The sequence below is a fragment of the Vibrio sp. 10N.222.49.C9 genome (assembly GCF_041474985.1).
GTDB lineage: Bacteria > Pseudomonadota > Gammaproteobacteria > Enterobacterales > Vibrionaceae > Vibrio > Vibrio crassostreae_C.
Map to the genome: position 1 here is coordinate 1 of NZ_JBFRVD010001077.1, position 336 is coordinate 336.

At 47.9% G+C, this 336-nt stretch carries 1 protein-coding gene; it reads right to left on the bottom strand.

The annotated features are described in order from the left end of the window. The coding region (locus tag AB4585_RS26965; protein ID WP_372171808.1) for a diguanylate cyclase domain-containing protein at positions 1–336 on the bottom strand (336 nt) is incomplete at both ends.

Sequence of the window (336 nt, forward strand, 5' to 3'; positions counted from 1 at the left end):
GGCAAACACTACATCGGGAAAGCGATTGACACAGTTGGCGACTGCCTCCCCCAAGTTAACGATAAATCTGTCTTTCTGCTCTTTAGTTAAACTATCTCGGATCTCTACCCAGTCATTCACCTGCACAACGATCACACCACCAGCTGCGCCACTTTCGGTAAGCGTCGACTCCAGTTTGTTGTCAAATGAAAGGCGGTTGGCAGCACCCGTCAATTGATCAAGGAAGGTTTGTGAGCGAATGAAGGTATCGAATCTACTACGCTCTTGTCTTGCATCTTGCAGTTCAGCAATCATCTTATCTAGTGCTTCACTGGCGGTGTATGGCCACTCTAAGTG